Consider the following 8,401-nt stretch of genomic DNA (forward strand, 5'->3'; position numbering starts at 1 on the left):
CCAGCGCACGTTTTGGTTGGAACCCTCCGGGAACGGCTGCAGGCGTCGCATGCCGTTGTTGCAGCTCCTTGCCGTAGCACCGCTACGTCGCGTCGCCCCGCCTAGGCACGCAACGCCTGCCGCGCGTTCGCACTCACAAATCAATTATTAACAGGCTCTAGGGCGTTGAGCCGACGGCAACTTCTATATTTTGCGCGGAATTATAAGGTATATGCCACATAGCAACTTGCTTAATCACACAGTATTACGATCTTTAACATTTACTCGTAATCTCTCATGAAACGGCGGTTTTTACGCCGGAATATACAATAAGTTACGGTATGCTTTAGCATTAAAATACGAAAAATAATGCCGAAAGCCGATCAACCCCAATAAATTACAGTCATTTTGACGATCAAAAACAACACTATCCTGGTGACCGGCGCCGCAGGATGTATAGGATAGGTTCCCATATCTGCGCAGGCCGCCGATCACGGGCGCTGGCACAGCCGGGATACGCTGGGTCATGGCGATAATTAATTAGCGCCTCAGGCGCCCCGGCATCATCCCTGGCGACGCGGATAACCGTCGGCGGTAATCCGCTCCCACACCTTGGTTTTCTCTTCCTCGGTCATGAAAACCCAATGGGCTACCTCATTCACTGTGCGGCCGCAACCACGACATACATCGTCGAAAGTGGTGGAGCAAACAGCCACACAGGGGGTATCGGGACGTTGCGGGGGAGACTCTGACATGCTGACCTTTAAAAATATGCGGCATTGCGGCGATTGACACCAGGCGCTGCCGGGCGCTCCATTTTATAACAGCGGCAGGATGGCATACAGCGATCTGTGCTCCGCCAGGGAAATGTGACTACTATCATTTCAGCAATACATTTACGACGATCGGCGCGAAGCAATATACAATCTTCACTAAGCATATTTACCAATCGGTAAAACAGAATTGCGGACTGGATATCAGAAAGAAAACAAGTTATGGAGCAAAAGGCGCCGCGTCGCACCCGCGAAAAAATTATGGATCTGTCGTTGCGGCTCTTCAATGAGTTCGGCGAACCCAACATCACCACCACCATCATCGCCGACGAGATGAAAATCTCGCCGGGAAATCTGTACTACCATTTTCGGAACAAGGACGATATCGTCAATTCGATTTTCGTCACGTTCGAAGAAGAAATCAGCCGCATGCTGGCCATGACGCAAGGACAGCGCCCCACCATGCACGACGTCTGGCATTATTTGCACCACATGTTCCAGCTGATCTGGCGCTATCGTTTCTTCTATCGTGACCTTAACGATCTGCTGTCGCGCAACCGCACCCTGGAACTCCACTTCAAGGAAATCTTCGGCCACAAGATAGCGGTAGTCAAAGAACTATGCCAAGGCTTGCATGAAGATCAGGCGCTGCAGGCCAGCCCGGCCGAGATCGATGCTTTGGCCTCCAACATGGTGGTGGTAGCCAGTTACTGGCTGTCTTACCAGTACGTATTGAATCCGCGCCAATACACCGAACAGGCGGTAGTGGAACATGCGCTGGCGAGCGGCTGCTACCAGGTGCTGGCACTGATGCAGCCCTATCTGCGCGGCGAAACGCTTATCCACTTCGAACAACTGAAAACCAAATATTTGCAAAGCAACGTCTGATGAAATCTCTCTGCATTTATTGCGGCTCTTCTCCTGGCGCTACGCCGGTCTATGCACAAGCAGCGCGCGAACTGGCGCAAGCGATGGTCGAGCAGAATATCGCGCTGGTATACGGCGGCGGCAATGTCGGCCTGATGGGAATCATTGCCGATGAAGTTATGCGCCTGGGCGGCCAGGCCACCGGCGTTATCCCACAGGCACTGCTGAAAAAAGAACTCGGCCACAACGGACTGACGCAGCTGCATATCGTCAAGGACATGCACGAACGCAAGGCGATGATGGCCGATTTATCGGATGGATTTATCGCGATGCCGGGCGGCATAGGCACTCTGGAAGAGTTGTTTGAGGTATTTACCTGGGCCCAATTGGGCTTTCACCAGAAACCGATCGGCTTGCTGAACGTCGATGGTTTTTACAACGGTTTGCTGCAGTTCATCCAGCACATGGTGTCGCAGCGCTTCCTGAAAGGCGAGCAAGCGGAAATCCTGATAGCGGAAGCACAGGCTGAAGACTTGCTGCAACGGTTCAAATCGTTTGTGCCGCATCACGTACCGAAATGGCTGGATCGCAATACCATCTGAAATGCAAACGGGGTGGACACATGGCGCCACCCCGCTCTATAGCCCTGCCATACTAAGCCTGCAGCGCTTGCCTGAAGTCTTCCACCAGGTCTGCCGTATCTTCAATCCCGATCGACACCCGGATCAGCGACTCGCTGATGCCCATGGCGGCGCGGCGCTCTGCTCCCATCTCATAGAAAATGGTATGGGCAACCGCGATGACCAGGGTTCGGTTGTCGCCCAGGTGCGTGCCGGAAATCGCCAGCTTCAGCCGGTTCAGATAATCAAAACAATCGACATCCTGCTTCAACTCAAAACTGAACAGATAACCCGACGAGCGGAACAGGTCGGCTGCCAAGGCGTGTTGCGGATGTGATTTCAAGCCCGGGTAATACACCGCTGCAACCCGTGGATCGGCTTCCAGCATCTGCGCCACAGCCAACGCATTGGCGCTGCTACGCTCCATCCGCAGCGCCATGGTTTCAGCGCCCACGGCGATATGATGGGCCGCCTCGGGCCCCAGAGAGGCGCCGAAATCGCGCAAGCTTTTGGCGCGGATCTGCGCCATAGCCCATTGCGCCGGCGGATTGCGTTTGTAGACATCAAGGATATTGGGATAACGGCTCCAGTCATACAAGCCGGTATCGCTCACCGCGCCGCCTAATGCATTGCCATGGCCGCCGATCGACTTCGTCAGAGAATTGATCACTAATCCGGCCCCAACCGTTTTGGGCTGGAACAGATAGGGTGAAGTCATGGTGTTATCGACCACGAACAAAATACCGCGATCGCGACACAGAGCGCCGATGCGCTTCAGATCGGCAACCTGGGTGCGCGGATTGGCAATGGTTTCGACAAAGACCATCCGCGTCGCCGGCGTCAATGCTGCCTCCACCTGCGCTACATCGGTAGCGTCGACCATGCTCACTTTGCCGCCCTGGCCGCCGTAGGTTTGCCACAGGCTGGCAGTATTCCCAAACAAAAATACCGACGACACCACATGATCGCCCTCGCGCAGCAAAGCTTGCACCAGCGCGCCGATGGCCGCCATGCCGGAAGCGAAACAGACGGTGGCGTAAGCCCCCTCCATTTTCGTTACCTTATCTTCGAGAGCAGCAACTGTCGGATTGCCCTGGCGGCCATAGCGATAGCCCGACTGCTTGCCCTGGAATACTTCGGCCAGCTGACGCGCATCGCTGTAGCCCCAGGTCACCGAGGTGTGAATCGGCTTATGCGGGGCGCCATGCTCGATGGCTTTCTGCCTGTCGCTGTGCAGGATGGTAGTGGTGAAGCCGTATTTTTCAGTCATTTTTGATCAATACTTATCTAGGAACTTTGGCGTGCGTAGGGTGGACAGCTGTGCCCACCCTGCTTCGCTAGCCGACAATTAATCGACTTGCGCCAAGCTCAGATTCAACTGCGAACGCACCGCATCTTCGCTTTCAGGCTTGGGATTATTACGTGCGAACTCGATGCGATCGAGGTAATCACGCGAAATATCGCCGGTGATGTAGTTGCCGTCAAAGCATGACGCTTCGAAATTCTTCAGCAAAGGATTGACGTCGGAAATCGAACGCTTGAGGGCGTCGATATCCTGATACACCAATGCATCAGCGGTAATTTCACGACAGACTTCTTCGTCGCTGCGGCCGTAGGCGATCAGTTCGCCGCGGGTCGGCATGTCGATGCCGTAGACGTTAGGGAACTTGACCGGCGGCGCAGCCGAGGCAAAGATCACGCGCTTGGCGCCGGAATCTCGCGCCATTTGCACGATTTCACGGCTGGTGGTGCCGCGCACGATCGAGTCGTCGACCAGCAGCACGGTCTTGCCCTTGAACTCGGAGCCGATGGCGTTGAGTTTCTGGCGTACCGATTTCTTGCGGATCGCCTGCCCTGGCATCAGGAAGGTGCGGCCGATGTAACGGTTCTTGATGAAACCTTCGCGGTATTCGATATTCAGCTTGAGCGCCAGCTGAATCGCGGCTGGACGCGACGAGTCAGGGATAGGCATGACCACATCGATATCGCCGCTGGAAAACTCGCGCTTGATCTTGTCTGCCAGGTACTCACCCATTTTCAGGCGGGTTGCGTACACCGACGCGCCATCGATGATCGAATCCGGACGGGCCAGGTAAACGAATTCGAAAGCACAGGGATTCAGAGTCGGATTGTCAGCGCATTGCTGGTTATACATCTGGCCATCGATATCGATGAAAATCGCTTCGCCAGGCATCACATCGCGCAGGAAGCGGAAACCCAGGCCTTCCAGCGCCACCGACTCGCTGGCGATAACGTATTCGGTACCCTTGTCGGTTTCGTTGAGACCTATGCACAATGGACGGATCCCGTACGGATCGCGAAACGCCAGCAAACCGTGGCCGGCAATCTGCGCCACTACAGCATAAGAGCCGCGCACGCGCTTGTGGACATTCGCGACAGCTTTGAACAACACGCTAGGATCGAGCGAATAACCGATCGTCGCTTGCTGGATTTCATGCGCCAGCACGTTCAGCAAGACTTCGGTATCGGAGTCGGTGTTGATATGCCGCCTATCGTTTTTGAACATCTCGATTTTCAGCTGCTCGGCATTGGTCAGGTTGCCGTTGTGCGCCAGGATGATGCCGAACGGCGCATTGACGTAAAACGGTTGCGCCTCTTCTGCGCTGGCGGTGCCTGCGGTTGGATAACGCACCTGGCCGATGCCGAAGTTGCCTGGCAAGGAGCGCATGTTGCGGGTACGGAAGACGTCGCGCACCAGGCCGTTGGCCTTGTGCATGAAAAATCCGTTGCCGTGATTGGTTGCGATCCCCGCTGCATCCTGACCGCGATGCTGCAAAAGCAACAGAGCGTCATAAATGAGCTGATTGGCGGGGTTTTGGGAAGCGATGCCGACTATGCCACACATGGTGGACTCCTAAACAATAAACAATCCGAGACTACTCAATGGGACTGACACAAACTTCGGCACGCCGTGCCGCGAAGATTTGCATAAATCCTGTAAAGCAAATTCAAAACTTCAAGTGACTGGCAAACTCCCCCGGCAAATAGGGGATGGCGGTACGCGCAGCGGTCTCCGCCATCGGGCTCAGCATCGCATCGCGCCAGAAAGGCTGTTGCGGAATTGCCGTAGCACCACATACCAAGACTGCCGCCAGCACAATCACCAGACCCCGCGCCAGCCCGAACAAGACTCCCAACCCATGATCCACCGGCCCCAAACCACTGGCCTTGATCACGGCATTGAGGGCCATGCTCAACAACATCATTAATAACCTTACGCCAATAAACAGGGCCAGGAAAGCCACGATTAAGCGCGTCACATTTCCTGGAATCACGTCGGGGAGCAATTTTGCCAGATTTTCACCGTAAGCGTTGGCTACCACCAAGGCCACGACCCAACTCACCAATGACAGGATTTCCTTCACCAAACCGCGCAAAGTGCTGATCACGACCGAGCAGATCAGTACGAATAACACCAGATAGTCGAAAATTGTCACGCTGCTTGCATATCTCTGATCAGTGCCCTATGTGGCGCCAGGTGCGGCCGAAATCAAGCCGCTCGCGATTATCCCGGAATCAAACTGCCGTTCAGCCCCAGCTTGGCCAGTTTGGCGCGCGTTCTTTCAGCTTCTTCCTTGCTGCTGAACGGGCCAACGCGGATGCGGATGCGATCACCCGCCGTGGTTGGGACTTTTTGCGTGTATGAATGAATGCCGGCTTCTTTCAGCTTGCCCTGCAGTTCATTGACCTTGTCCTGCGACGCCAGCGCCGCTACCTGCAGCACGAATTTTGCCGGTTTCTTGTCGGCCGCCGGCGCTGCTTCGGTGCGCCCTTCAAGAATCGCCCGCGCGCGCGCTGCATCATCATGCTTTTCCGCAACCGGGCTTGGCTCTGCCTTAGGTTTCGGTTCAGCTTTCGGCTTGGCTTCCGGTTTAGGCGCTACCTCTGGCGCTACAGCAGCAGCCACCTTAGGCGTTGGCGCTGCAGTCACTGCGGTATTGGCGGATACCGCCGGTTTGCTGGCAGTCGCTGCCGGCGGGATTGGAGCCGGGGCTGGAGCGGGCGCAACAGGGGTGCTGCTCGCCGGATCGACTATTTCTTCCTGCTGATCGAGGCCGCTGCTATTGCTGACCGATGCTGCCGCGCTGGCTGACGCACTGGTAGTGGCGTCCGCGCTGGCGCTTGACTTATCGCGTGAAGGAATTTGAATTGCAATATCGTCAGCCAGCGGCTTCGGTTCGGAATCGAGGATCATCGGCAGCACGATCACCACCGCCAGAACCAGGGCTACCGCCCCAACCAGGCGCCGCCGGGCACGCTTCTTTTCGGGCAAGACCGGATCTACCGCTTCGTTCGACTGGTTGCCGGCCTTGCTCGCCTTGGCTTTACGGGCGCGCAGCGGCAACTCGCCTTGCTCTGCACCGGGATTGAATCCGGTATCGGCTTTTGAGCGATACACACCCTGATCAGGGTCGGTTTGCTGCTTGTTTTTGCGAAGAAAAGAGAACAAACCCATGCGATATATTTTGCTTGCTAGTGAGCGGATACAAGTCATATCCGCTGATAAATCGTCAGTGAAATCCAGATTTTCTGGCTGCCATTACGCCAGCCACAGTCAGGAACGATCCGAAAACCACAATTCTATCATTCTCACCTGCCCTGCTTAGCGCATTTGCATAGGCTTGTGCGGGAGAGTCGAAGCAGGTAATGCTGGATTGCGCGTCCTGCCCTTCCTCAGGATGGACACCGGCTTCCAGCAAACGTTCTCTCAACTGCTCGCCACTGGCGGCACGCGGCAGCGGCAACGCTGTCAGGCACCAATGATCGACGCGGGTCTTCAATTGCGCGACGATGCCTTCGATATCCTTGTCCAGCATGGCGCCGAATACCGCATAGGTATAGGGATGGAAACCCATATTGTCGAGATTTTGCGCCAGGGTTGCCGCCGCGTGCGGGTTATGCGCAACGTCCAGAATCACCAGCGGCTGTCCCGGCAAGACCTGGAAACGGCCCGGCAAATCCATCATGACAAAACCGCTGCGCACTTCTTGCGCACTCACCGGCAACTGGTTGCGCAGCGCTTCCAGCGCGGCCAATGCCGCCGAGGCGTTCAACAGTTGGTTGGCACCGCGCAGGCTGGGATAACCCAATGCGTTGCGGCGCTGGCCGCGGCCGCCGTAATTCCATTGCTGCTTGTCGCCGGTATAGTTGAAATCGCGGCCCAGCAGCCAGAGATCGGCGCCGATTGCATTGGCGTGATCGATCAGTGATTGCGGCGGCACCGGATCGCTGCAGATGGCAGCTTTGCCGGCACGGAAAATGCCGGCCTTCTCGAACCCGATCTTCTCGCGGGTATCGCCCAGATAATCGGTATGGTCGATATCGATGCTGGTGACGATCGAGACATCCGCGTCAACAATGTTGACTGCGTCCAGGCGCCCGCCCAGGCCGACTTCCAGGATCACCACATCGAGCTTGGCGGCTGCCAGCAAATGCATGATGGCCAGCGTGGTGAACTCAAAATAGGTCAGGGAAATCTCGCCGCGCTGCGCTTCCACCGCTTCGAAACTGGCAATCAAGGCGGCATCCGATGCCGATTCGCCGCCTATGCGCGCGCGCTCATTGAAATCGAGGAAATGCGGTTTGATATACAGGCCGACCTTGTAGCCGGCGCGCAGCAGGATCGATTCCAGCATGGCGCAGGTCGAGCCTTTGCCGTTGGTGCCGGCCACCATGATGACCGGACAAGAAAATTGCAGTTGCAGCCGCTCCTTGACTTGCAGCACCCGGTCCAGGCCCATGTCGATGGTTTTGAAATGGCGTGATTCAAGTAGGGCGAGCCAGTCAGCCAGCGTGACCGGCTTGGGCGGGATATTCGGCATCTCGTAAGTCTCGTAATCAAAAAATGGCCGGCTCAAAAATCCCTGCAGATTTAGCGCGGACCTGAAAAAACAAAAGGCCCGAACCGATCACAGTTCAGGCCGTGGCTGACTGAATTTACATCAGGCGATGGATTCGACCGGCTGATCTTGCAACAGCGCCAACAAACGTGCAATTTCCTCCCGCATCTTGCGGCGGTCAACGATCATGTCGACGGCCCCCTTAGTGACCAGGAATTCCGCACGCTGGAAACCCTCAGGCAGCTTTTCGCGCACGGTATTCTCAATCACGCGCGGACCGGCAAAACCGATCAGCGCTTTT

Annotated in this window: 8 protein-coding genes and 1 pseudogene; 2 read left to right on the forward strand and 7 right to left on the reverse strand. The window is 56.1% G+C overall.

Annotation, left to right across the window (positions count from 1 at the left end; translation table 11 throughout):
* Positions 1-542: 542 nt before the first annotated feature.
* Positions 543-734, reverse strand: coding sequence for a DUF1289 domain-containing protein (locus tag KHU33_RS24475; protein WP_211467876.1), 192 nt, complete (start codon positions 732-734; stop codon positions 543-545).
* A 240-nt stretch (positions 735-974) separates the two neighbouring features.
* Here KHU33_RS24475 and KHU33_RS24480 point away from each other — a divergent pair, with 240 nt between their 5' ends.
* Both KHU33_RS24480 and KHU33_RS24485 read left to right on the forward strand, forming a co-directional pair.
* A complete protein-coding gene (locus tag KHU33_RS24480) occupies positions 975-1,640 on the forward strand; it encodes a TetR/AcrR family transcriptional regulator (protein WP_211467878.1) in 666 nt (221 codons plus the stop codon).
* Positions 1,640-2,221 (forward strand): LOG family protein, encoded by a 582-nt coding sequence (locus KHU33_RS24485; RefSeq protein ID WP_211467880.1) that lies wholly within the window; start codon positions 1,640-1,642, stop codon positions 2,219-2,221. Before KHU33_RS24480 ends, KHU33_RS24485 begins: the two co-directional genes overlap by 1 nt.
* A gap of 52 nt (positions 2,222-2,273) precedes the next feature.
* On the opposite strand, the gene KHU33_RS24490 is transcribed toward KHU33_RS24485, so the two are convergent.
* From KHU33_RS24490 to KHU33_RS24515, 6 genes and pseudogenes are all read right to left on the reverse strand, one after another.
* Positions 2,274-3,509: a cystathionine gamma-synthase family protein gene (locus tag KHU33_RS24490; protein WP_211467882.1), complete on the reverse strand. Its 1,236-nt coding sequence runs from the start codon at positions 3,507-3,509 to the stop codon at positions 2,274-2,276.
* A gap of 78 nt (positions 3,510-3,587) precedes the next feature.
* The gene (gene purF / locus KHU33_RS24495) at positions 3,588-5,105 is read right to left on the reverse strand and encodes an amidophosphoribosyltransferase (protein WP_211467888.1); all 1,518 of its coding nucleotides are present in this window, start codon (positions 5,103-5,105) and stop codon (positions 3,588-3,590) included.
* Positions 5,106-5,208: 103 nt separating this feature from the next.
* A complete protein-coding gene (locus KHU33_RS24500) occupies positions 5,209-5,697 on the reverse strand; it encodes a CvpA family protein (RefSeq protein WP_211467890.1) in 489 nt (162 codons plus the stop codon).
* 68 nt (positions 5,698-5,765) lie between these two features.
* On the reverse strand, positions 5,766-6,716 hold the full coding sequence (locus KHU33_RS24505) for an SPOR domain-containing protein (protein ID WP_211467892.1): 951 nt from the start codon (positions 6,714-6,716) through the stop codon (positions 5,766-5,768).
* A 55-nt stretch (positions 6,717-6,771) separates the two neighbouring features.
* On the reverse strand, positions 6,772-8,082 hold the full coding sequence (gene folC, locus KHU33_RS24510; protein ID WP_211467894.1) for a bifunctional tetrahydrofolate synthase/dihydrofolate synthase: 1,311 nt from the start codon (positions 8,080-8,082) through the stop codon (positions 6,772-6,774).
* 120 nt (positions 8,083-8,202) lie between these two features.
* Positions 8,203-8,401, reverse strand: a pseudogene (locus tag KHU33_RS24515) (acetyl-CoA carboxylase, carboxyltransferase subunit beta); the annotation flags it as partial.

The sequence above is a fragment of the Collimonas silvisoli genome, from assembly GCF_018305005.1.
In the GTDB taxonomy this organism is placed as follows: Bacteria; Pseudomonadota; Gammaproteobacteria; order Burkholderiales; family Burkholderiaceae_D; genus Collimonas; species Collimonas silvisoli.